This window comes from Caulobacter sp. Root343 (assembly GCF_001425745.1).
In the GTDB taxonomy this organism is placed as follows: Bacteria; Pseudomonadota; Alphaproteobacteria; order Caulobacterales; family Caulobacteraceae; genus Caulobacter.
Map to the genome: position 1 here is coordinate 468,840 of NZ_LMDF01000006.1, position 24,045 is coordinate 492,884.

A 24,045-nucleotide genomic window follows, 5' to 3' on the forward strand; every position below is an offset into this window, starting at 1 on the left:
TTCCGGCCGTCAAACGCGATTGCGGGCCGACATCGTTGTCACTATCTGTTGCGGCGCGACGGGAAACGGGCCGAAGATAAGCCTTGCTGCGTCGGGATCAGGACGCTTGCGAGAGGGGACCACGGGATGAGCCAGCCTGGCGCGCAGATCGACGGCGGCGACATCCTTCCACGCCTGAAGGGCATGATGGAGTCGATGACTCGATCGGACCTGAAGATCGCCAAGCTGATCCTGAAATCGCCCAACGAATTCGTCCGCTCCAGCGTCCGCTCGGTGGCCGCCGACCTCGGCCTCAGCGAGCCGACCGTGCTGCGCTTTTGCCGGACCGTCGGCTGCGAGGGTTTCAAGGACCTGAAGTTCCGGCTGATCCAGGAACTGGCCCTGGCCCAGGCCATGACCGACCAACGCGAACGCGCCGCGCGACCGGTTCATGCGCCGGTCCGTGAGGTTCAGGCGATGCGCAGCCTGGCGGAAGGCGACGGCGAGGTTGGCGACCGCGTGTTCGACACCATCATCGAGGCCCTGAACCGCACCCGCGACACCCTGGTCGAGGACGATCTGCAGGCCGCCGCCGCCGCCATCGCCCGGGCCGGCCGCGTGGTGATCTACGGCATCGGCGGCAGCTCGGCGGCCTTGGCCACCGAGATCCACAACCGCCTGTTCCGCCTGGACGTGCCGGCCATGGTCTTCACCGACGGCTACGCCCAGCGCATGTCGGCGGCGATCCTGTCCGAGGGCGACGTGGCGATCTTCCTCTCCTCGACGGGCCGGCCGCGCGAACTGCAGGAGAGCCTGGAGCTGGCCAAGTACTACAAGGCCTCGTGCATCGCGATCACCGACGCCGAGTCGCCGCTGGGCCGCGATGCTGACATCTGCCTGCACGTGGGCCTGGCCGCCTCGGGGATCGAGGAGTTCCAGCCCAATCCGATGCGCTTCGCGCAGCTGTTCGTCATCGACCGCCTGGCCTACGCCGTGGCCGTGACGATGGGCGAGCGCGCCCACCTGATGCTGCGCCGGGCGCGCGGCAGCGTGGCGTGGCTGCACGGCATCGCGCCGCGGCAGCCGATCGGGGATTGAGGAAAACATCCTCAACCCGTGTCATCCCGGCCGAAGCGTAGCGAAGAGCCGGGACCGCCACAGGCTCGGAGTTTCCGGCGGTCCCGGATCGGCGCGCTGCGCGCTTGTCCGGGATGACAGTGGAGTTGAGCTCTACCGTCCTGGCTCCAACGTCACCGCGTCCAGCGCCCACAGCGTCTCCTGCTTCGGCCGATTGAACGTCAGGCACACTTCCTTGACGCCCTCGGTCGGCGGAATCCGCGCCGTCACCTCCGACAGTCCCGCCTTGCCCGCGGCCGCCGCGTCGATCGGGATCACGGCCAGGGTCTGGCCCTCGCACAGCGCCCCATTCGTCTCGCGCTTGCGGACCACCAGCTCGCCATAGGGGCTGGTCTTGGGGGTGTCGAAGCTCACGATCCGCCGCCCACCAGCCAGTTGGAAGTTGAACGGGGCCTGGCCGATCCGCGCCGTCAGGGTCGCGCCCTTGACCAGGTCGGCGCCTTCCCAGATCCAGCAGGGCCGGTAGATGCCGATCATGAACACCGGCCGCTGTCCCTCGCGCGGGAAATCGGCCTCGAGCCGCAGCGGCACGGTCTCGCCACAGAACTTCAGCTGGCTGCTGACCCGGGTGTTCAGGGCTCGCGTCGAGACGTCGATATCCCGTGCGCCGCCTAGCGGCTGGCCGTTCAGGAAGCTGCGGGCTTTCAGTTTCGTCCCGTCCGCCAAGGCCAACGGCGCGGCGTACAGCGGCGAGGCGGTGGTCGGGATCGCGCCGCCGGTGGCGTAGCGGATCTCGCCCACGCCCAGCGAGGAGGCGAGGGTGACGCCGATCTTGCCGTCCTGCCTGGACAGCGTCGCCTCGGGCTCGAACGGCACGTCGTCATGCGCGATGTCCAACGCCTTCAGCTGGTCGAGGATCACCGGCAGGCCGTTGCTGTAGCGGGGCCAGTCGCGACGCTCCGGCGCCGTCCAGCCCAGCTCGGCCACGGCCGTCAGGCGCGGAAAGGCCATGGCCTCGACCCGCCGCGCGGTGCGCTGGTGCTCGGTGAAGCTGTTGGCCTGCACGCCGATCACGTGGCGGGCTTGCTCCTCGGAGAGCCTCTCGGTGCGGGCGTCGAACGTGTAGAGGCTCTTCAGCGTCGAGAGCTCGCTGCGGCCCGGCGGTTCGTTCGCCGACAGGCTCTGGCGGCTGTCCATGTAGAACTGAGGATGCGCCGTCAGGATGGTGTCGTGGCCCAGGCGGGCCGCCTCGGCCGCGCGATCGACGCCGCGCCAGGCCATGACGATCGAGCTTTGGTCGGCGCCGCCCTCGAGGATCTCGTCCCAGCCGATGATGCGGCGACCCTTCTTGGCCAGATGGGCGGCGATGCGGTTGATGAACCAGCTCTGCAGCTTGTCCTCGTTCTCGATCCCCAGCGCCTTCATCTGGGCCTGGATCTTGGGGCTGGCCTGCCACTGGTTCTTGATCGCCTCGTCGCCGCCGATGTGCAGGTAGGGGCCGGGGAACAGGGTCACGACCTCGTCCAGCACCGTCTCCAGGAAGGCGAAGGTCGTGTCGTCGATGTTGTAGAGGTTGGCGAACACGCCCCAGTCCGACATGCCCGAGGTCGGGACCTCGCCGGTGACGCCCAACTCGGGATAGGCGGTGATCGCCGCCGTGGCGTGGCCGGGCAGCTCGATCTCGGGCACGACCATGATGTTGCGGGCGGCGGCGTAGGCGACGATCTCGCGGGCCTGCGCCTGGGTGTAGAAGCCACCGTAGGGCTCGTACTTGGCGGGCGCGGGGCGATAGGCGTCGGCGCCCTTGGGCTGGCGCCAGGCGCCGACCTCGGTGAGTTTCGGATAGGCCTTGATCTCCAGCCGCCAGCCCTGGTCGTCGTTCAGGTGCCAGTGCAGCACGTTCAGCTTGTAGGCGGCCATGGCGTCGATCAGGCGTTTGACCTCATCGACGCTCTGGAAGTGGCGGGCGCTGTCCAGCATGAAGCCGCGCCAGGCGTAGCGCGGCGCGTCCTTGATGGTCATGGCGGGCAGGGCGGGGCCGTTGGTCGCCAGCTGCCAGACGGTCACGGCCCCGTAGAACAACCCCTTGCGGTCGCCGGCGGCGATCTCGACGCCGGTCGGCGCGATCTTCAGGCCATAGGCCTCGCCCGCGCTGTCTGAACGCTTCAGGACGATTGCGCCCGCCGGTATCGGGCCGCCGTCGATGACCTCCAGTCGGGGTTTGCCCGCGCGGACCAGCATGTCGCGCAGCTGCAGCGCCACCGCCTTGGCTTCGGCGTCGCCGGCGGGGACGTGGATACGGGTCTTGGCGGTCAGCCGGAAGTCGCCGGCCCGGGGCGCGATCTCCGCCGGCCAGGGCACGAGCGCCGGACTCGTGGCCGCGGGGGCCGGGGAGGTGAGGTTGGCCGCGGCCGCCAAGGCTAGAAACAGGGCGCGCGAGGGGCTTGAAGCCATCATGTCGGAGGTCCTCCCGGCGGTTTCGCGATCATGTTTGATAGTGTGACTACATCGCACCGTTCGTCAGGTCGAGAGGGTGTCGGACATTTACAGTTGATCCCGGCGTAGCTGCTACCTGAAGGAAATTGCTGGGAAATATTGGAGATGAATAGCGCGACCCGTCGGCGCCGGTAGCCGGCGGATAAGGGAGGGCGCCTGTCAATCGCCGTCGGCGCCGCTTTTCTAGGCGTCGTGTTTTCTTATTGAAAAATATGGAAAATTACTCTGACTGTGGTGTGTGGCTGAGCAGGGCTTTTATGAACGCTACATAAATGAATGTTTTATGATTGACGTTCTCTGAGCGCCATGCCTATCCTCGTTATGTTCCGCCCAGGGCGTCAGAAGCAGATGATCAAGGCGTAGTTTAAGTACGTCGAGATACTGCCTCGATCATCTTGAGTGGAATTAAGAAACAGCGCGCCAGCGCTGCAAATAAAAAAGAAACCAATGCATGCGGTCGGCGCTCCCAGCCGGGGGCCAGGGGATAGTCTTCTCAGCACGGGGGCAGGAATTTTGTTCAAGATAAATCGCCGTATCTATGCCGGCTCGGCCTCGGCTCTGGCGCTGTTGTCCTGGGGGGTGATGGCCAACGCACAGCAGGTCGCCACGCCGGCGGCCGACGACGGGACGACCATCACCGAGGTGGTCGTCACCGGTTCGCGGATCAATTCCCGCGGCTTCACCCAGCCGACGCCGACCACGACGGTCACGGCCGAGGACCTGGAGAAGGCCTCGCAGCCCAACATCTTCCAGGCCATCACCCAGATGCCGGCCCTGCAGGGCAGCACGGGCAAGACGGTGGCGGCCAACGGCACCAGCTCGGGCGCCCAGGGTCTCAGCGCGTTCAGCCTGCGGGGCCTCGGCGCCATCCGCACCCTGACTCTGCTGGACGGCCAGCGCGTCACCCCGGCCAACATCACCGGCGTCACCGACGTCAGCCAGTTCCCGCAACTGCTGATCAAGCGCGTCGACGTGGTGACCGGCGGCGCCTCGGCCTCGTACGGTTCCGACGCGGTCGGCGGCGTGATCAACTTCGTGACCGACAAGACCTTCGAGGGCTTCAAGGCGCGTCTGGAAGGCGGCGAGAGCAAGTACCACGACAACGACACGGTCGTGGCCCAATTCGCCGGCGGCAAGTCGTTCTTCGACGGTCGCCTGCGCGTGATCGGCAGCGTCGAATATAACCGCGAGGCCGGCGTCCTGGCCGGCGACTTCGGCCTGAACCAGGCCGGCGGCCGCGACTGGTTCAACTCGCCCGCCATCCAGGTGCGCCCGCTGGGTTCGACCACGGACGGCCTGCCGCAGTACCGCGTCATCCAGGGCGCCCAGCAGCTCCAGTACGCCAAGTACGGCCTGATCACGAACGGGCCGCTGCAGGGCATCGCCTTCGGAGCCAACGGCGCGCCGCGTCAGTTCCAGTACGGCTCGAACGGCGTCGCCACCGGCACGGGCGCGGTGACCAACTGCTTCAGCCCGTTCTGCGTGGGCGGCGACCTGTCGGGCATCATCGGCGCCTCGCCGACCCTGGCCGCGCGCCTCAAGCGCAAGGTCGCCTACGGCCGGGTCAGCCTCAAGGCCACCGAGAACGACGAGGTCTACTTCACGGCCAACCTCGCCGACGCCTATTCGCTGAACCAGCCCAACACCGGTGAAGAGAAGACCGGCCTGACCATCCAATGCGAGAACCCGTTCGTTCCCGCCGCGATCAAGGCCTCGTGCGCCACCGCCGGCATCACCAGCTTCGCCTTCGGCACCAGCAACGGCGGATTCGGCCCGATCGCCGTCAACATCAAGCGCGAACAGGCCCGCTTCGTCCTGGGCGCGACTGGCAATCACCAGCTGTTCGGCACGGACTGGACGTACGACGCCTACTACGCGTTCGGCACGAACCGCATCAAGCTGGACGTCGACAACATCTCGGTGACCTCGCGCTACAACGCGGCGATAGACGCCATCGCCGGCCCGAACGGCATCGCGATCTGCCGCGATCCGGTCGCTCGCGCCAATGGCTGCGTGCCGCTGAACGTCATCGGTCAGGTCACCCTGGACCCGGCCGCCCTGGCCTATGTCCTGCCGGCCAACGGTCCGTTCCAGCGTTCCAAGCAGATCGAGTCCGTCGCCAGCTTCAACGTCAGCGGCGAGCCCTTTTCGACCTGGGCCGGCCCGGTGGCCATCGCCACCGGCGTCGAGTGGCGTGAAGAGGACTACCGCACGATCACCGACCCGTACGGCGACGGCCTGACGGCCACCGCCCAGTACAACGCCGACTATCCGGCCGACCCGCTGGTCCGCACGACCGGCAACAACTGGTACGCCGGCAACTACCACAGCGGCCACGGCTACTATCACGTGGTCGAAGGCTATCTCGAAGCCAACGTGCCGATCCTGAAGTCGGACGCGCTGGGCGAGGCCAACATCAACGGCGCGGTTCGCCAGACCAAGTACAGCACCTCGGGCAATGTCACGGCCTGGAAGCTGGGCGGCGCCTGGAAGACCCCGATCGAGGGCCTGCGCTTCCGCGCCGTGACCTCGCGCGACATCCGCGCCCCGAACCTCTCGGAGCTGTTCGCGCCGCCGGTCGTGACCAACGCCACCGTCCTCTACAAGGGCGTGGCGACCAACGTCCTGCTGCAGACGATCGGCAACGCCAACCTGCGTCCGGAAACGGCCCGCAACACCGAGGTCGGCGTCGTGCTGGCCGAGCCGAAGTTCCTGCCGGGCTTCAGCCTGTCGGTCGACTATTTCGACATCAAGGTGAAGGGCGCCATCAGCACCCTGGCCGCCCAGGACCTGGTCGACCTCTGCGTCGCCGGCAACCAGGAAATCTGCTCGGCCATGCTGCTGACCAGCACCACGCCAAACACCAACTTCGTCCGCGTCCAGGCCTTCAACGTCGCGTCGCTGCGCAACAAGGGCTTCGACATCGAGGCGGTGTATCGCAAGAACCTCGAGGACTGGGGCCTGCCGGGACAGGTGCAACTGCGGGCCCTGGCCACGCACACCATCAGCTTCCTGACAAACTCGGGCGTCCTGGGCACCATCCCGGTGCAGAGCGCGGGCGTGAACGTCGGCAATACGCCCGACTGGAAGGCCACGTTCACCCAGACCTGGACCAAGGACAAGCTCAGCCTCTCGGTCTACGAGCGCTGGATCAGCGACGGCGTCTACAGCAACGAGTTCATCGAGTGCCGGACCGGCTGCCCGGTCTCGACGGTGGCTCACCACACCATCGACAACAACCAGATGAAGGGCGCGACCTATGTCGACGTCGGCGGCTCGTACGAGGTCACCGCCAACGCGACCGCCTACTTCAAGATCGACAACCTGTTCGACAAGGATCCGGTCGCCTCGCCGACGACCAATGTCAGCCCTGGCGTGAACCCGTTCCTCTACGACGTCATCGGCCGGATGTACCGCGCCGGCGTGCGTCTGCGGTTCTAGGATCTAACCTCTCCTGGGCGCGCCCTTCCCCCGGCGCGCCCCGCCGTCCGCGAAGCCACCTCCCCGGTGAAGCGGTCGGCAGAGCCCCTCCGACGGTCTCCCCGCCGCGAGGGGGCCGGTTCCCCGGTGTCGTACGTCGAACGCCACGACGCCGGGGAATCGCTCTCTAGTTTCTCCGGTCGCGGAGCTTCCCGCGCGTTCAAGGGTGGCCTTCCCGATGGTGTTCACGGCCTTCGCGCTGATCGCCCTGCTGGTCGTGCTGATCGGATGGGGCAAGGTTCCGCCCTTCGTCGCCTTTCTGTTGACCGCCCTGGCCGCCGCCTTCTGCTTCGGCATGCCGCTGGACCACGTGGCCAAGTCGATGGAGAAGGGCGTCGGCGACATGCTGGGCGGCCTGACCGCCATCATCTGCCTGGGCGCGATGTTCGGCCGGGCGATCGCCGACAGCGGCGCGGCCCAGAGCATCGCCCGGACCCTGATCGGGGCCGTCGGCCTGCGCTTCATCCTGCTGGCCATGGCTATGACCGGCCTGATCGTCGGCATCCCGCTGTTCTACAGCGTCGGCTTCGTGGTCATGGTCCCGCTGATCCTGACCATCGCCAAGCGCGCCGACCTGTCGCCGGTCTATGTCGGCCTGCCGCTGCTGTGCGGCCTGTCGGTGGCCCACGGCTTCCTGCCGCCGCATCCGTCGCCCGTGGCCTTGATCGCCCTGTTCGGGGCCGACACCGGCCTGACCCTGGGCTACGGGCTGGCCGTCGCGATCGTGGCGCTGATGACCGGCGGGCCGCTGCTGATCCTGGTCCTCAAGCGTCTCAACGCCGTGCCCCAGGCCGAACCGGGCGCCGAGGCCACGTTCGTCGTCGCCGAGACCGGCGACGCGGCGACGCCAGGCGCGCTCAACAGCTTCACGACCGCCCTGCTGCCGGTGGTGATGATCGCGGCGACCACCGCCCTGGTCTTCGCGATGAAGGCGCCGTCCGAGACCAAGACGATCGTCACCTTCGTCGGCCAGCCGGTCGTGGTGCTGACCCTGTCGCTGGTCTACGCCACCTTCAGCCTGGGCGTGCTGCGCGGCTTGCCGTTCACCGGCCAGATGGGCCGCTACGGCGACGCGTTGAAGGACGTGGCCGGTATCCTGCTGATCCTCGCCGGGGCCGGGGCGCTGAAGCAGGTGTTCGTCGACAGCGGGATCAGCAACGAGCTGGGCGGCTGGCTGCGATCCGTGCCGCTGCATCCGCTGGTGCTGGGCTGGCTGATCGCCATGGTCATCCGCGTGGCCCTGGGCTCGGCCACCATCGCGGGCCTGACGGCGGCCGGCCTGCTGCAGCCGGTGGTGGCCGCCTCGCACGTCGACCCGAACTTGATGGTGTTGGCCGTGGGGGCGGGCAGCCTGATGTTCTCCCACGTCAACGACCCCGGCTTCTGGATGTTCAAGGAATATTTCGGCCTCAGCCTGAAGGGCACCTTCCTGTCATGGACGGTGATGGAGAGCCTTGTCGGGGTGGTGGGACTACTGGGCGTGCTGGCGTTGAGCGTGATCCTGCCGGGCTGAGCCGTCCGTCGACATCCGACCGAATACTCGCGTTTAAGGCGATCGTTGCGGCGCGAATCGTAGCCCTATGGGACGGCAGGCTTCCCTTACGAAATAGGGCTCGGCGGGACCCGAATGTTGAAGAGGCCGACGGACGTCACCCAGCTCGACGGGCTGGTGCGCTACTCGCGTGGCGTGGCCTTGTCGCGCCTGGGCCTCGTCGCCTGCTTCGTCCTGCTGCTGCTGAAATTCACCCCCTGGCGGATCGCGGCCCTGGGTCTCCTGGAACTCGGGCTCTACTTCGGCCTGTTCCTGGCCACTGAGCTGGCGTTGCGCGACCCCGATCCGGTCAAGGCGCACCGGCGGCTTGCCCTGCAGTCCGACGTCCTGATGTTCCTGCTGGCCTCGAACGCCTGCTGGATGGCGGTGCAGATCCGCCTCTACGACCAGCCGCAGATGCGGGTCGAAGCGGCGCTGCTGGCGATCTGCGTCCTGCTGTTCGTGGCGCTGCGGGCGCATCTGACCCGGGTCAGCTACGTAGTCGGCGTGGTCCCACCGGCCCTGACCCTGATCTGGATCGCGATCGACTGGAGCGATCCGTTCAAGGCTCACCACTACACCCTGGCCATGGCGCTGTTCGTGGCGGCGGTGCTGGTGGTCACCGGACGTCAGCAGGTGACGGACCGGGCCTTGGCCGGGGCCATGCGTGACCTGACCCGCAACAACGTCGCCCTGACCCAGGCGGTGCACGAGACCCGCGCGGCCAACCGCGTCAAGAGCGACCTGCTGGCCGTGGCCAGTCACGAGATCCGCACCCCGCTGAACGCCGTCCTGGGCTTCGCTCGGGCCCTGAAGGGCGAGCCGCTGTCGCCGCGCCAGGCCGAGCTCGCGGACGGCGTGGTCGAGGGCGGCGAGCAGCTGGCGCGCCTGCTGGGCGGCATCCTGGATCTGGCACGGGCCGATACGCGGGACGCGCGCCTGGAGCTGTCGCCGGTCGACCTGCGGGCCCTGGCGCGCTCGGTGATCCGGGTCTGGAGCGGCCATGCCCGCGCGATTGGCGTCGATCTGACCCTGGAGGAGGCCGACCCGACCGTGTCCTTCCTGGTGCGGACCGACCTGGTCAGGGTCGAGCAGACCCTGGTCAACCTGGTCTCCAACGCCCTGGGCGCCGTCTCCGAAGGCGGCAAGGTCAGGCTGCGTCTGGCTGGCGTCGTCGAAGGCGAGGCGCTGCGGGTCCTGGTCGAGGTGGTCGATACGGGGCCTCCGATCTCGCCCGAGGAGCGCTGCAAGGTGTTCGAGGCCTGGGACCAGACCGAACGCGGGCGGATCCAGGGCGGCACCGGCCTGGCCTTGCGGATCTGCGCCCAGAACCTGGCCCTGATGGGCGGCGAGATCGGCGTCGACGCGGCGGCCGGGCAGGGTGGGGCGGTGTTCTGGTTCGCCTTCGCGGCGCGGGTCCATCGGCCGCTCCCGCCGGCGGTCGAGCGGGAAGAGGCGGCGCGCGACCAGATCCGCGTGCTGGCGGCCGAGGACAACGCCGCCAACCGCCGGGTCCTGGCCCTGGCGCTGGAGAGCGCCCCGGTCGAGTTGACCTTCGCCGAGGACGGGGCGCGGGCGCTGGACCTCTGGCGCACGGCGGCCTTCGACCTGATCCTGATGGACGTGAACATGCCGGTGCTGGGCGGTCGGGAAACCGTGCGGGCGATCCGCGCGGCCGAGCCGGCCGACGCGCGGATCCCGATCTGGATGCTGACCGCCAACGTCTTCCCGGACGACGTCGCCCGTTATCGCGAGGACGGCGCCGACGGGGCCCTGCGCAAGCCTCTGGACGTGGCCGCCCTATACGCCGTGCTGGCCGATGTGGCCCAGGCGCGTTTGGCCCAGACTGACGGCGACTTGCAATAATTGTACGACAAATGATAGTCGCGAAGAGCGACGTTCGCTTGTCCTACTCTAAGGCTCCTTCCCGATGGTCCAGATCAACCGGCGCCAGGCTCTGGCCGTCACCGCTGGCGCGGCGCTGCTGGCGCGGATTTCGGGCGCGAGCGCCCAGGCCGCCGCGACCGACCTGGGCCCGCGTGAGCGTGTCTCGCTGGATTTCGACTGGCGCTTCGCCCTGGGCCATGCGTCCGACCCGGCCAAGGACTTCGGCTTCGGCGCCAACCAGCGCACCTACGCCAAGGCCGGGGCCAGCAGCCCGTCCTGGCAGGTCGCCGCCGCCGCCCAGAAGGACTTCGACGACAGCGCCTGGAAGCCGGTGACCCTACCGCACGACTGGGCCGTCGAACTGCCGTTCGTCCCCAATCCCGACTACAAGCCCTCGGGCAAGCCCGACGACGAGGACTTGCGCGCCGCCCACGGCTACAAGCCCCTGGGCCGCGAATTCCCGGAGACCAGCGTCGGCTGGTACCGCAAGACCTTCGCCCTGCCGGCCGCCGACGCCGGCAAGCGGCTGTCGATCGAATTCGACGGCGCGTTCCGCGACGCCCTGGTGATGGTCAACGGCTACATCCTAGAGCGCGGGGACAGCGGCTACAGCCCGTTCCGCGTCGACATCACCGACATCGCCAAGCTGGGCGGCGACAACCTCCTGACCGTGCGCGTCGACGCCAGCCTGGGCGAGGGCTGGTTCTACGAGGGGGCGGGGCTCTATCGCCACGTCTGGCTGGTCAAGACCGCGGCGGTTCACGTGCCGCGATGGGGCGTCTTCGTGCGCGCCAAGCTCGACGGCGCGCTGCGGATCGACACCGACCTGGTCAACGAGTCCGACACGGCGCAGGCCTTCGAGGTCTCGCACGTGGTGCTGGACGCCGCCGGCAAGCCGGCCCTGACCGTGGCTCCCGCCACTGACAGGATCCCGGCGTGGGAACGCCAGAGCCTGTCGCAGACCGTGACCCTGGCCAATCCGGTCCCGTGGTCGCTGGAGAACCCGCACCTCTACGCGCTGGTCACCGAGACCAAGGTCGACGGGGCGGTGGTCGACCGGTTCGTCACCCGCTTCGGCGTGCGGTCGATCCGCTTCGATCCGACCAACGGCTTCTTCCTCAACGACAAGCCCGTCAAGCTGAAGGGGACCTGCAACCACCAGGACCACGCCGGCGTCGGCGCGGCGATCCCGGACGCCTTGCAGGTCTGGCGGCTGGAGCAGCTGAAGTCGATGGGTTGCAACGCCTATCGCGCCTCGCACAATCCGCCGACGCCGGAGCTGCTCGACGCCTGCGACCGCCTGGGCATGCTGGTCATCGACGAGACCCGCCGGATGTCCAGCGACCCGACGTCCATGGACGAGCTGGAGCGCCTGGTCCGCCGCGATCGCAATCACCCGTCGGTGATCCTGTGGTCGATCGGCAATGAGGAGCCGCAGCAGGGCACGGCCCGCGGCGCCCAGGTGGCGCGCACCCTGAAGCGACTGGTCAATCGCTTGGACGACACCCGCCTGGTCACCGCCGCCATGGACAATGGTTTCGGCGAGGGGATCAGCGCCGTCATCGACGTCCAGGGCTTCAACTACCGTCACGAGAAGATGGACGAATTCCACGCCCGCTTCCCGAACGTGCCGATCATCGGCACCGAGAGCGCCAGCACCGTGGCCACGCGCGGCGAGTACGCCCGCGACGACGCCAAGTCCTACGTCCCCGCCTACGACACCGAGCATCCCTGGTGGGCGACGACCGCCGAGAAGTGGTGGAGCCACGCGGCCGAGCGGCCGTGGATGGCGGGCGGCTTCATCTGGACCGGCTTCGACTATCGCGGCGAACCGACCCCGTTCAACCGCTGGCCCAGCATCAGCTCGCACTTCGGGGCCTTGGACACCTGCGGCTTCCCGAAGGACAACTATTTCTACTACCGCGCCTGGTGGCGGGCCGAGCCGCTGCTGCACCTGCTGCCGCACTGGAACTGGGAAGGCCGCGAGGGCCAACCGATCGCGGTCTGGGCGCATAGCAACTGCGACAAGGTCGAGCTGTTCCTGAACGGCAAGAGCCAGGGCGTCCGCGACGTGAAGCCGAACCACCACGTCGAATGGTCCGTGCCCTATGCGCCTGGCGTCCTCGAGGCGCATGGCTACAAGGCCGGCAAGGTCGTGCTGCGCGCGCGCCGCGAGACCGCCGGCCCGGCCGCCGCCCTGCGCCTCACCGCCGACCGCGCGCGGCTGAACGCCGACGGCCAGGACGTGGCGATCCTCAAGGTCGAGGTGCTGGACGCCAAGGGCCGCGCGGTTCCGCGCGCCGACACCCTGGTGCGCTTCGAGCTCTCGGGCGCCGTCGACGTGATCGGCGTGGGCAATGGCGACCCGACCAGCCACGAGCCGGACGTCGCCCGCCAGCGGAAAGTGTTCAATGGCCTGGCCCAGGCGATCGTCCGCACGCGGCGCGGTGAGTCGGGGCGGGCCAGGGTGACGGCGACCGCCGAAGGCCTGAAGAGCGCCGGCGTCGATCTTATTCTCGGCTGACGCGCCGCACTCTTCCGCGAATTTTCATGCACGCATGAGAGGCGGCATTCGGCGATAAGCCGGCTGCTCGCGCACGCTGCGACGCGTGGACACCGGTTTCCCTTGCGAAATATAACGCAACCTCGGCGCGATAGCGGGAATGCGGCGCCTTTGCGGCAGTGCGATAAACAGCAAAATCAGCGCTCATTTATCATAAAAATCAGCCAAAAAAGGCCTTGAAAAAAGATTGCTAGCGCTGTCAATTTGCCGTTGCGGCAGTCAGTGACCGATGTTACCGCTAACTCATCTCTCGTGCATTGGTTGTTCGCCAGGCGCGGGAGCGGGAAGAGCGGTCGGGAAATGCTTCCGGCTCGTAACAAAAACAGCGCCCCACAGGGGGCTAAATTAGGGGGAACGGCTATGAAGCGACTTCGTCGTTTGCACGCGTCTGCCTCTTGCGTCGCCATCACGGCGGCCATGTTCGCCAGCCCAGTGCTGGCCCAGCAGACCCAAGATAACGCCGTCGACGAGATCGTCGTCACCGGCATCCGCGCTTCGCTCGAGCGATCGATCGCGATCAAGCGCAACAACAGCGGCGTCGTCGACGCCATCTCCGCCGAAGACATCGGCAAGTTCCCGGACACCAACCTCGCCGAATCCCTGCAGCGGATCACCGGCGTGTCGATTGACCGGACCAACGGCGAAGGCTCCCAGGTCACCGTCCGCGGCTTCGGCGGCGGCTTCAACCTGGTGACCCTGAACGGCCGCACCATGCCGACGGCCAATGTCGCCACGGTCGGTGGCGACCAGGCGGTCGACTTCGCGGCGGGCACCAGCCGCTCGTTCGACTTCTCGAACCTCGCCTCGGAAGGCGTGACCACGCTGGAGGTCTACAAGACCGGCCGCGCGGGTATTCCCTCGGGCGGCATCGGCGCGACGATCAACGTCAAGACCCGCCATCCGCTGGATGCGCATGAGAGCGGCCTCAGCGGCAGCATCGGCGTCAAGGGCGTCTACGACACCAGCATGGACAAGAAGGTCGACGACTTCGGCCACAAGATCACGCCGGAAGTCTCGGGCCTGCTGAACTGGCTGGACGACAGCGAAAAGTTCGGCGTCACCCTGTTCGGCAGCTATCAGAAGCGCGACTTCACCAGCCGCAGCGTCACGTCCAACGACTGGAACATCCGCACCTACGCCGACTTCATCAATCCGGCGAACGGCTTCGTCCGCAACGGCGGCGCGACCCAGATCACCAACGCGCCGTCCAGCGGCTCGACCCTGGTCGCGATCCCCAACGACAGCCGCTATCACTTCTCGCAAGGCGAGCGTGAGCGGATCAACGGCCAGCTGACCGCGCAATTCCGCCCGGTCGAAGGCCTGACGATCACGGCGGACGCCCTCTATGCGCAGAACAAGTCGTTCGAGCGCCGCAACGACAGCACCAACTGGTTCAACCGCCCGTTCGACAAGGTCACGTTCGACAACAACCCCGTCGTGGCCACCGCCGTCCTGCTGTCGGAAACGCTCAGCGGCACCAAGGACATGGGCTTCGAGCAGCAATATCGCAGCAACGAAGACACCCTGAAGTCCTTTGGCCTGAACGCGGCCTGGGACCTGTCGGAACGTTTCCACGTCAATGTGGACGGCCATATCTCCAAGGCCGACTCCAAGCCGAACTCGCCGAACGGCACGACCTCGACCTCGGTGTCGATCGGCGCGCCGATCGTGTCGTCCCACTCGGTCGACTACAGCGGCAAGGTCCCGGTCCAGACGATCACGATCAACGACGCCGCCCCGCGCGGCAACGCCAACGGCGTGCTGGATGTCGGCGACCTGGGCAGCCAGGTGGCCCGCACCTCGGCCCAGCGCCAGCAGCACGAGATCAAGGAATTCCGGGCCGACGCGACCTGGGACCTGGACGACAACGGCAGCCGCTTCGACTTCGGTGTCGACTACCGCACCTCGAAAATGGTCCAGTCCACGCTGAACACGCAGCAGGACCTGGGCAGCTGGGGTATCTCCAACCCTCGTGACGTGCAGCAGTACGCCGGCAGCCTGGTGAAAGCCTTCTGCCTGGCTTGCCAGTTCGACGAGCTCGAGCTCAAGCAGAGCGGGGCCGGCCTGGTGTCGTTCCGCGCGAACGCGATCGATCTCTTCAACGCCATGTCGGCGCCTTACGTCGCCAAGGGCAACCCCGTCGGGGTCACGGGTCAAGCCAACAACCGCGTCGACGAAGACATCCTGGCCGGTTACGCCCAGGTGACGTGGAAGTCCGAACTGGCGGGCCACCAGGCGACCCTGGTCACCGGTGTCCGCTACGAAGAGACCAAGGTGACCTCGACGTCGCTGGTGCGCACGCCCAGCGGCATCGTCTGGACCGCCGACAACGACTTCCGTCTCGACACGGCCAGCACCTACTCGCCGATCTCGGGCAAGGGCAAATACAGCAGCCTGCTGCCGGCCCTGGATTTCCAAGTCGAGGTTCGTGACGACCTGGTCGGCCGCTTCTCGTTCAGCCGGACGATCGCCCGTCCGGACTACGGCAACCTGTTCGCCGCCCAGACGGCTGGCGCGCCGAACCGTCCGATCGCCAACGGGGCCATCCCGCTCGGCACCAGCGGCAACCCCGACCTGGAACCGCTGATCTCGGACAACTTCGACGTCTCGCTCGAGTGGTACTACAAGCCCAGCAGCTTCATCACGGCCGGCTTCTTCGAGAAGCGCGTGAACAACTTCGTGGGCACCGGCACGGTGATGCAGAACCTGTTCGGTCTGCGTGATCCCAGCTCCGGCGCGGCAGGCACCCGTTCGGGCACGGCCAAGTCGATCCTGACGGCCATCGGCGCCGATCAGACCGACGTGAACCTGTTCACGATGACGGCGCTGCTGCAGACCACCGGTTCGTCGGCGGCGGCTCAGGCTCAATTCCAGGCCAATCGCGGCGCTGGCGGCGACCTGAACCAGGCGTTCGTGGACTCCATCCTGGCGGCCGTCGATATCTCGGCCAACAGCACCGATCCGCTGTTCAACTTCCAGGTCGCCCAGCCGATCAACAACAAGACCGGCAAGATCCACGGCTTCGAAATCGCGGCGCAGCACTTCTTCGGCGACACCGGCTTCGGTGTCTCGGGGGCCTATACGATGGTGCGCGGCGACGTCGGGTTCAACAACGGCTCCAACCCGGCCGAGGACCAGTTCGCTCTGCTGGGCCTGTCGGACACGGCCAACGCCACCCTGATCTACGACAAGAACGGGATCTCGGCGCGGGTCGCGTACAACTGGCGTGACAAGTTCCTGCAAGCCACCAACCGCGGCGGCTCGCGTAACCCGGTCTACGTCGCGCCGTTCGGCCAGCTGGACTTCAACATCAGCTACGACGTCACGCCCAAGCTGGCGGTGTCGCTGGAAGGCATCAACCTGACCAAGGAGAGCCTGCGCACCTACGCTCGCGACCCGAACCAACTCTGGTTCGCCCAAGAACTGGATCGGCGCTTCCTCCTCGGCGCCCGCTACCGCTTCTAGGATCGGAAGTCTCTAGAAGTGGATGGAGGGGTCGTCGCGCTTGCGGCGGCCCCTTTCTTCCTTTGAAGTGCGTGAATGCGACGAGCGTGAGTAGGGCGGACATGAACCGGGTGCTTTTGAACAATGTCGACCACGCCGACCTGCGCGTGATCGCCGGTCATGGCGCGGCGTTCGGCGACGCGATCAACCAGGTTCTGGTGCTACCGACCGAGTTCGAGGCCGTGCAGCGCGAATATCCGATCCTGATCCGCAAGGACGCCAGCGGCGCCTATCAGGCCGTGGCCTTGCTGGGCCTGGACCGCGACGAGAACCTGTTCTTGGACGAGACCGGCTGGAACGCTCGCTACGTGCCGGCGGTCCAGCGGCGCGGGCCGTTCTCGATCGCCTTGCAACGCGACGAGCCCGGCGGCGAGCCGCGCCCGATGATCCACGTCGACCTCGACCATCCGCGGATCAGCCGCGTTGAAGGCGAGCCCCTGTTCCTGCCGGCCGGCGGCAACGCGCCTTACCTCCAGGGCGTCAGCCGGGCCCTGGGCCAGATCCATGACGGCCTGGACGTCGCCGGACCGATGTTCGCCTTCTTCGACGAGCTAGGCCTGATCGAACCGATCGACGTCGAGATCAAGCTCGACGACAACACCCGCTACGACCTGCCGGACGTCTTCACCCTGGCGCCGGATCGACTGGCGGCGGTGACGGGCGAGCCCTTGGAGCGCCTGCACCAGTCGGGCCTGCTGCGCGCCGCCCACTGGATCATCTCGTCGATGGGCAACATCGAAGAGCTGATCGCCCGTAAGGCCTCGCGTCGAGCCGCCCAGGAAGCCAGCGCGGCATGAGCGCCCTGGTCGCCCGCCGGACGTTGGAGACCACGGTCGCGACCCCGGGCGACATCCCGTTCGACGCGGTGCTGGCCGGCCAAACGCCGATGATCTTCAAGGGCTTGGCGCTGGACTGGCCGTTGGTCCAGGCGGGACTCCGGTCCGGCCAGGCGGCCCGCGACTATATCCGCGGCCACGACCAGGGCGGACGCGTGGTCGGCTACACGGGCGATCCGACCATCAAGGGCCGCTTCTTCTATGACGAGACCCGCACGGGCATGAACTTCAAGGCCGAGCGCGCGCCGCTCGAGACCTTTCTGCGACGCCTCGAGGAGGTTGAGGGCCGGAACGACGCCTCGTCGGTCTATGTCGGATCCACCGATCTCGACGCCTATTTCCCCAGCCTGAAGGCAGCCAATGACCTGGGCCTCGGCCCGGAGATGTTCGGCCCCGAACCGCCGATGGCCGGGATATGGCTGGGCAACCGCACCGTGGCGGCGGCGCACTACGACATGTCCAACAACATCGCCGTCTGCGCGGTCGGCCGGCGGCGTTTCACGCTATTTCCGCCGGACCAGGTCGCCAACCTCTATCCCGGCCCGCTGGAGCCGACACCCGGCGGCCAGGTGGTCAGCATGGTCGACTTCGAGACGCCCGATTTCGACCGCCATCCGCTGTTCCGCGAGGCCCAGGCCGCCGCCCAGGTGGCCGAGCTCGAGCCTGGCGACGTGCTGGTCTATCCGGCGTTGTGGTGGCACCAGGTCGAGGCGCTCGACGCCTTCAACGTGCTGGTGAACTACTGGTGGAACGCCTCGCCAGCCTATGTCGATACGCCGATGAGCACCTTGCTGCACGGCCTGCTCAGCCTGCGCGACCGGCCCGATTTCGAGAAGCAAGGCTGGAAGGCCCTGTTCGACTACTACGTGTTCGGCCCCGCCGAGCGCGCCGGCGCGCACCTGCCGGAGGCCGCGCGCGGACCGCTGGGCCCCATGGACGAGCTGAAGGCCCGCCGCTTGCGCGCCTATCTGCTCGACCGCCTCAACCGATAAGAACCCTGGGAGGGACGCGATGGATCAGCAGACGATCCGCAAGGTGGTGATCGCGGGCGGGGGCACCGCCGGCTGGATGGCCGCCGCCGCCTTGGCCCGGCAACTGGGCCCGCTGCTCGACATCACCCTGGTCGAGTCCGAGGACATCGGCACGGTCGGGGTCGGGGAATCGACGATCCCCACCGCCCGCACCTTCAACGCCCTGCTCGGCATCGACGAGCCGGAGTTCATGCGCGCCACCCAGGCGACCTTCAAGCTCGGCATCCTGTTCGAGAACTGGGGCGAGGTCGGCGACCGCTACATCCACTCGTTCGGCCAGGTCGGCAAATCCACCTGGATGGGCGGCTTCCATCACTTCTGGATGCAGGCCAAGGCGCAGGGCTTCGGCGGCGAGCTGGGCGACTATTGCTTCGAGCTGAAGGCCGCAGAGCAGAACAAGTTCTTCACCGGCGAAGAGAGCCCGCTGAACTACGCCTACCACCTGGACGCGGGACTCTACGGCCGTTTCCTGCGCGGCATGGCCGAGCGCGATGGCGTGCGGCGCGTCGAGGGCAAGATCGCCAGCGTTCGCCAGCGATCGACCGATGGCTATGTCGAGGCCCTGGTCATGGAATCGGGCGACGTCGTCGAGGGCGATCTGTTCGTCGACTGCACCGGCTTCCGGGGCCTGTTGATCGAGCAGACCCTGAAAGCCGGGTTCGAGGATTGGGGCCAATGGCTGCCGACCAACAGCGCCCTGGCCGTCCAGACCCGCTCGACCGAGCCGGCCGTGCCCTATACCCGCGCCATCGCCCACAAGGCCGGCTGGCGCTGGAAGATCCCGCTGCAGCATCGCGTCGGCAATGGCCTCGTCTACAGCAACGCGCATATGTCCGACGACGAGGCCAAGGATCTGCTGATGGGCGAGATCGAGGGCGAGACCCTGATCGAGCCGCGCCTGATCCGCTACCGCACGGGCCGCCGGCGCAAGACCTGGGACAAGAACGTGGTGGCGCTGGGCCTGGCCAGCGGCTTCGTCGAGCCCCTGGAGTCGACCTCGATCCACCTGATCATGATCGGCGTGACGCGGTTGATGCAGCTGTTCCCGTTCGCCGGCGTCAGCCAGGCGGTGGTCGATCGCTACAACCGCCAGGCCGACGACGAGCTGGAGAAGATCCGCGACTTCATCATCCTGCACTACAAGGCGACCGAGCGGACCGACAGTCCGTTCTGGGACCAAGTGCGCGAGATGGACATCCCCGACAGCCTGGCCCAGCGGATCGAACTGTTCCGCCAGAGCGCCCAGGTCTACCAGGCGCCCGGCGAGCTGTTCCAGGTCGATTCCTGGCTGCAGGTCTTGCTGGGCCAGCGCGTGACGCCCCAGGCCTATCACCAGATGGGTCGGCTGATGCCGCCGCAGCAGCTGAAGCAGGCTCTCGACGACCTGAAGCGCAATATCGCCGGCGCGGTGACGCGCCTGCCGCAGCACCAGGCCTTCCTCGACGGCTATTGCGCGCCGCCGGTCAGCCGCAGCGCTTAAGCGTCCAGGGGCGCGAACAGCTTCTGTAGCGTGTCGCCGATCCTGGTCGTGGCCGGATCGGCGTCGGCCAGGCCCATGGCCTTCAGCTCGGCGCCCAGGCGGCGGCCCACGGCCAACAGTGGCCGGCCGGTGACCTGGGTCCGGGCCAGGGCCTCGACCGCCGCGGCGTAGCGCTCGGCGTTCAGGGTTTCCAGCGCCCAGGCGCGGGCGGCGACACCGGTCTCGCGGCGCAGGACCGGGTCGGCGACCAGGCGCTCCAGCACCGCGCGAAGTTCCTCGACCACGATCTCGCCATCGATCTTGAACACCAGGTCGTCCGGCAATTCGCCGTAGAAGCCGGCTTTGGCGACCACGGTCGGGCGGCCGCTCAGCATGGCCTCGCACGCCGAGCCCGACGCGCCCTCCAGCACCGGCTTGCGCAGGCAGACCATGATGTCGGCCTCGGCCAGGCGCTGGTCTAGGGTGTCGTCGTCAACGGCGCCGTCGATGATCAGGTTCTTGAAGCCGACCTCGGCCGCGATCGCCGTCAGGCGCGCGCGCTCCTCGTCGGAGATCGGGCCGACCAGGCGATAGGCGCAGGCCTTCAGGGCTTCCGAGCCGCCGATCGCGCGGATCACGTCGGCGACACGCTTGTTGGCGTTCATCACGCCGACGGTGGTGACGACGAGCTGATCCTTGGCCTGGGGCGGACCGGCCGGCGTCGCGCGATCCGGGCAGCATAGCGGCGTCACGGCCACGGGCCCGGGGCAGACGGCCTCCAGCTTTGGCGCGTAAAAACGGGCATGGGCCAGGGCGGCCTCGCAGCGGCCGGCCAGCCATTCGGTCATCGGCAGCTTGGCGGCGATCTCGCCCATGTCCAGCATCTGGCCCGAGCGGACGGCCACGGCGTCGGCCTCGGCCGCCGCGCCGTAGGTGTGGACGATCTCGGCGTCGTGCCGGCGATAGTCCAAACCGTTGTAGTGCAGCCAACCCGAGAACAGGTTGTAGATATAGAAGTCGTGGAAGATCCCCAGGCACGGCGCGGCGTCCAGGATCGCGAACACGCCGGCATGGAAGGGATAGTTGTCGCCGATATTGACGATAACGACGTCGAACTCGGTCCGCAGGCTGGCCAGGTCATAGAACCGCCAGTGCCGGACGCGCAACGCCGTTGGGTGCAGCGTTTCCGCCGGATTGTCCTCGTCCTCGCAGCGCAGGATCTCGACCTGGTGGCCGCGGGCGGCCAGGGCGCGCGTGACCTCGGCGCTGACCCGGCCGATCGACGAGCGGAGGGCGAACGGCGTGACCCAGCAGATCTTCACGGGCGGCGTCCTAGCGCTGCAGCAGGCGGCGTTCGGCGTCGCCGCCGGCGCGCACGAAGGCGATGTTGGCCGAAACCACCTTGGCGGCGGCCTTGGCGCTGGTCGGCGCGCAGGCGCTGGTCGCCTCGTCGATGACGTAGGCCTTGAAGCCCGCGTCGGCGAAGGCCTTGAACCACTGGGCGGGGGTCTGGCCGACCCGCTTCAGATGCTCGGGACCGAACTCGGCGACGATGGCCAGGTCGGGGTTCTTGGCGATCACGCCGCTCATGCCGGCCAACACGTCCAGCTCGGCGCCCTCGACGTCGATCTTGACCACGTCCATGCGCTTGGCCGGCGCGACATCGTCGAGGCGCACGACCTCGACCTCGACCGTACGGGCCTCCTCGGCCTCGGGCAGGGCGTAGAGCGAGCTGTGGCCGATGATGTCGCTGACGTGGAAGGTCAGGCGGCCGGCTTTCTCGCCGACGGCCTGGTCGCGGACCTCGACCCAGGATAGGCCGTTGAGATGCTTCATCTTTTCGAGATTCGAACGCGGGATGGCCTCGGGTTCGAAGGCGACGACCTTACCCTCCGGACCGGTCGCCCAGGCCATCAGCAGGGTCAAGAGGCCGATATTGGCGCCGACGTCGGCGACGGTCATGCCGGGCTGGACCAGGCGGCGCAGCACGTCGCCGGTGCCGGGCTCCAGGCCTTTGCTGGTGGCGTTGGCCAGCATGGTCACAAAGGTCGGCAGGGCCCGCGGAGCCAGGACGTAGCCGTCGCGCATGCGGATCGCCATCGACTCGTCGTCATAGGCGATCAGCGGCCGCTGCTTGATTTCCAGCTCGTCGAAGCGGGGGCCGAACAGGGCGGGCAGACGGGCCAGGTCGTCGCCGATCCGCGCGAGCGGCGGCTCCAGGCGTGACAGATGGGCCGAAAGGGCCCGAGCCGTGGTGTCGTTCTGCTTCAACGCCACGTGCAACAGGGCTTGGGTCTGGTCCAGTCGCGCATGCACCGCGTGCAACTCGGCCGAGAGGACGTTGAGGTGGCTGCGCGCCTCACGCAGTTCATGCTCGACGCTGGCCTGCAGATAGCGGCGGACATAGTTGGCGACCGGCGACAGGACGGGCCCCAGCAGGCGGCGCGCCAAACCGAAACGGCGACGAGGCGGCGCGCCGGGCGGAGTCGGATCCGTCGAAGCGTTCGGTGTCTCGGCGACGGGAGTGCGCATGGCGGAGCTCATCGCCAGGTCCAGGCGTACAGGCCTCAAGTCAATCCTTCCCGAGCGGCGGCCATGGGGCGCCGTCTCCGATCTCGCGAAACTCCGGAGCGGCGCGCGCTCCGCGTCCCGTCTAGACCAGAATCCCGCCAACCAGGAAGGACGAATGATCGCCCACGAGGCTGATGGAGCTGCCGTCGATAAAGTCGAAGGTCATGCTGTCGAGATGGACGATCAAACCGACGTCGTGCAGGACGCGCGCGTCGAACATGACGATCTCGGCGCCCTTCATCATCACTTCGACGCTGCCGGTATGGGCTATGAAGTAGTCGATGAACTGCTTGACGATGTCCGGCGAAGCGTAAGTGTGCGGCTCGACAGGCGTCGGCGTGGGATCGGGGTGCGACGGCGTGGGCGTCTCGACGTTTTCGGTCGGCGTCGCCGGCGCGGGATCCTTGGGGATCGGGGACGTGTCGAGCGAAGGGGACGGTGTGAGCGGGGGCGTCACATTATAGTGGTCGCTCTTGGCGATCAGGTCGGCCAGGACGTCCGGAAGTTTGTTGACCTCGACCACCGAGATCTTCTGGGCGCCGGCTTCTCCCGCCAGCCCGCGGATCAGCTGAACAGCCTCCACCGACGGCAAGCCGCTCAGATTCGCGCTGAGGCGCACGTCCAGGGCCCAGTTGGCGGCTTCGGCCGACGCGGGCGGCAGCGACAGCGGCTGATTATGGCGGCTGGATTCCGTGGCCACGCTCAAGAGCCCTTGGGTCGGCGCGGGCGCTTCGGTCGTGTGCGGCATCGTCGCGAGGATCGCCACGAGAGACAGGACCGACGACACGGTCTGAACGGGCGTGTTGTCGACAGCCGCCACATGGGTCGCCGAGATCTTGACGGCGCCGTCTTCCGAGCCAAACGCCGAGGCGGTCGGGGCGGGGCCGAAGTCCAGAGCGGCGGCGGCGGCCGAGATCGCCGCGCGGGCGGCCGGGTCCAGGCTGGTCGTGTCGACGCCGTAGTCCGAGGCGAACATCGCCGCGGCCAGGATCAGCACCGCCTGGTTGGCCGGCAGCTGGATCGAATCCTGGGCGGGCGCGGCGGCGGCCGGCGCGCCGTTGGTCAGGCCGGTGTTCGAGCTCGAAGAGAGCAGGGCGGGGCGGCTGTGGCTGGCGTGACCGGTCGTGGCGCCGGTTTCGGCCGCGCGCGCCTCGCCCGTCTTGAAGAAGGCGGTGCCGACCACGGCCACCAGCAGGGCGGCGGGGTGGATCGAAAGGTTGCCGCCGCTTTCCGACCGGCGGATCAGCGGATGACGCGCCACCAGATTGCGGACCAGGGCGGTGAAGTCGAAGCCGCGGGCGATCTCTTCATAGGCCGGGCCGGCGATCAGATATTCGCCGTCGATCCGCGCGAAATGGATCACCACCTCGCCATCGTCGGAACGATAGAAGACGAACCAGGGCTCGTTCTCGTCGCTGAGGCCGCGGTCGGTGCCCACGCGGATGCCGGCGCGGATCAGCGCGCCTTCGACACGATAGAACTCGGCGAGCTCCTGCTGGCTCCAATCGGTCTGAGCCGGAGCCTGACGCGGCGAGCGCTGAAAGAACGAAAGGACCTGTGCGGCCATACGGTGGAAGCTTCCCCACGCCTAAGACGACGGCCGGCGAACCGGCGGCGGCAATCTAGCCGAT

At 67.7% G+C, this 24,045-nt stretch carries 13 protein-coding genes; 9 read left to right on the forward strand and 4 right to left on the reverse strand.

Going from position 1 to position 24,045, the window contains the following annotated elements; all coding sequences use genetic code 11:
- The first annotated feature begins 126 nt into the window (after nucleotides 1-126).
- A complete protein-coding gene (locus ASC70_RS09760; RefSeq protein ID WP_056049462.1) occupies nucleotides 127-1,077 on the forward strand; it encodes a MurR/RpiR family transcriptional regulator in 951 nt (316 codons plus the stop codon).
- A 132-nt stretch (nucleotides 1,078-1,209) separates the two neighbouring features.
- Here the strand turns inward: ASC70_RS09760 and ASC70_RS09765 are convergent, their stop codons facing one another.
- On the reverse strand, nucleotides 1,210-3,513 hold the full coding sequence (locus ASC70_RS09765; RefSeq protein ID WP_082539614.1) for a beta-N-acetylhexosaminidase: 2,304 nt from the start codon (nucleotides 3,511-3,513) through the stop codon (nucleotides 1,210-1,212).
- A gap of 552 nt (nucleotides 3,514-4,065) precedes the next feature.
- Between ASC70_RS09765 and ASC70_RS09770 the strand changes: the two genes are divergently transcribed.
- From ASC70_RS09770 to ASC70_RS09805, 8 genes are all read left to right on the forward strand, one after another.
- Nucleotides 4,066-6,993: a TonB-dependent receptor domain-containing protein gene (locus tag ASC70_RS09770; RefSeq protein WP_235519322.1), complete on the forward strand. Its 2,928-nt coding sequence runs from the start codon at nucleotides 4,066-4,068 to the stop codon at nucleotides 6,991-6,993.
- 205 nt (nucleotides 6,994-7,198) lie between these two features.
- Nucleotides 7,199-8,545 (forward strand): GntP family permease, encoded by a 1,347-nt coding sequence (locus ASC70_RS09775; protein WP_235519326.1) that lies wholly within the window; start codon nucleotides 7,199-7,201, stop codon nucleotides 8,543-8,545.
- Between the two features lie 114 nt (nucleotides 8,546-8,659).
- The gene (locus tag ASC70_RS09780; RefSeq protein ID WP_056049468.1) at nucleotides 8,660-10,429 is read left to right on the forward strand and encodes a response regulator; all 1,770 of its coding nucleotides are present in this window, start codon (nucleotides 8,660-8,662) and stop codon (nucleotides 10,427-10,429) included.
- Nucleotides 10,430-10,493: 64 nt separating this feature from the next.
- Complete coding sequence (galA, locus tag ASC70_RS09785) at nucleotides 10,494-12,974, forward strand: beta-galactosidase GalA (protein ID WP_056049471.1); 2,481 nt, start codon at nucleotides 10,494-10,496, stop codon at nucleotides 12,972-12,974.
- Nucleotides 12,975-13,313: 339 nt separating this feature from the next.
- Complete coding sequence (locus ASC70_RS09790; RefSeq protein ID WP_082539612.1) at nucleotides 13,314-16,478, forward strand: TonB-dependent receptor; 3,165 nt, start codon at nucleotides 13,314-13,316, stop codon at nucleotides 16,476-16,478.
- A gap of 101 nt (nucleotides 16,479-16,579) precedes the next feature.
- Nucleotides 16,580-17,314, forward strand: coding sequence for a SapC family protein (locus ASC70_RS09795; RefSeq protein WP_056049476.1), 735 nt, complete (start codon nucleotides 16,580-16,582; stop codon nucleotides 17,312-17,314).
- On the forward strand, nucleotides 17,311-18,345 hold the full coding sequence (locus ASC70_RS09800) for a cupin-like domain-containing protein (RefSeq protein ID WP_056049478.1): 1,035 nt from the start codon (nucleotides 17,311-17,313) through the stop codon (nucleotides 18,343-18,345). The genes ASC70_RS09795 and ASC70_RS09800 overlap by 4 nt, the downstream gene beginning before the upstream one ends.
- A 19-nt stretch (nucleotides 18,346-18,364) precedes the next feature.
- The gene (locus ASC70_RS09805; RefSeq protein ID WP_056049481.1) at nucleotides 18,365-19,864 is read left to right on the forward strand and encodes a tryptophan halogenase family protein; all 1,500 of its coding nucleotides are present in this window, start codon (nucleotides 18,365-18,367) and stop codon (nucleotides 19,862-19,864) included.
- Here the strand turns inward: ASC70_RS09805 and ASC70_RS09810 are convergent.
- The 3 genes from ASC70_RS09810 to ASC70_RS09820 all read right to left on the reverse strand — a co-directional run bounded on the left by ASC70_RS09810 (nucleotide 19,861) and on the right by ASC70_RS09820 (nucleotide 23,981).
- Nucleotides 19,861-21,165, reverse strand: coding sequence for a glycosyltransferase family 4 protein (locus tag ASC70_RS09810; RefSeq protein WP_056049484.1), 1,305 nt, complete (start codon nucleotides 21,163-21,165; stop codon nucleotides 19,861-19,863). The two genes, ASC70_RS09805 and ASC70_RS09810, sit on opposite strands and share 4 nt — an antisense overlap.
- A 10-nt stretch (nucleotides 21,166-21,175) precedes the next feature.
- On the reverse strand, nucleotides 21,176-22,414 hold the full coding sequence (locus tag ASC70_RS09815; protein WP_162247204.1) for an FkbM family methyltransferase: 1,239 nt from the start codon (nucleotides 22,412-22,414) through the stop codon (nucleotides 21,176-21,178).
- An 82-nt stretch (nucleotides 22,415-22,496) separates the two neighbouring features.
- The gene (locus ASC70_RS09820; RefSeq protein WP_056049487.1) at nucleotides 22,497-23,981 is read right to left on the reverse strand and encodes a hypothetical protein; all 1,485 of its coding nucleotides are present in this window, start codon (nucleotides 23,979-23,981) and stop codon (nucleotides 22,497-22,499) included.
- Nucleotides 23,982-24,045 lie beyond the last annotated feature (64 nt).